The sequence below is a fragment of the Streptomyces sp. ADI96-02 genome, from assembly GCF_003846185.1.
GTDB lineage: Bacteria > Actinomycetota > Actinomycetes > Streptomycetales > Streptomycetaceae > Streptomyces.
On sequence record NZ_ML123034.1, the window covers coordinates 3,736,482 to 3,737,449 of the forward strand.

At 69.3% G+C, this 968-nt stretch carries 1 protein-coding gene; it reads left to right on the top strand.

The window, feature by feature from the left end:
* Positions 1-306 precede the first annotated feature (306 nt).
* Positions 307-968, top strand: a 662-nt coding sequence (locus tag EES43_RS16445) for a DUF5707 domain-containing protein (protein ID WP_164493185.1), incomplete at its 3' end; no start/stop codon positions are given.

Sequence of the window (968 nt, forward strand, 5' to 3'; positions counted from 1 at the left end):
TCCACGGCGACCGTCACCTCGGGCGCCGACTACCTCGACGTGAAGTAGCGTCACCACGCCCCGGCCGCCCGGGTCTCACGGGCGGCCGGGGCCGGGCGCGGTCCCGGCCGCCCTTGCCCCGGACGGCCGGAGAGGGGCGTCGGTTCCGCGAAGGGCGACCGCAAAGACGACCTTCACAAAAAAGTCATCAATGCATACAACCGTTCATGGGGATGGCGGGTCTGTACGGGTGAGCCAACAGGCTCATGGACCAGATGGCCCCGCCGGGCTGACGATGTTCCCGGGGCCCCTTCTCCTTGGGGATACATGCGTATTCGTGCCACCGTGGCCGCCGTTTCCGGCGCCCTGGCCCTGTCCGCCATCGCACTGCCGGCCGCACAGGCCGATGAGAACCTGCCGCAGGCGGCGAGCCACGCCGCCGAGGCGGCGCAGTCGTCGCAGACCGCCGCCCCGTCCTCGCCGGGGGCGAAGGCGAAGAAGTCGTTCCACGCCGCGACCGACACGCCCGGCAAGTTCACCGCCGCGGTCGTCAACGGCGGCAAGCCCGTCGCGGTCGGCACCAAGGCCCCGCAGACCTACAAGGTCTCCGTCACGGCCAAGGACGACTCCGGCGTCGGCCAGATCTTCGCCTACCTGTGGCGCGGCACCAGCCTCGACGACCCGAAGAGCATCGGCGTCGCCGGCAACGAGAGCCGCCCGTCGTGCAAGGAGGTCAACGCGACGACGTCCACCTGCACGATGACGGTCACCTTCGACCCGTACGTGCTGGAGAACTCGAACGCCGGAACGTGGCGTGTCGGCGCGGCCGTCATGACGAAGGACGGCGAGCTGGTCGAGAACGACTCGATCGCCAAGACCGTCGTGCAGCGCTTCTCCAAGCTGACGGTGAACGCCTCCCCGGAGCCGGTGAAGAAGGGCAAGACCATCACCGTCACCGGCCAGCTCAGCCGGGCGAACTGGGACACCTA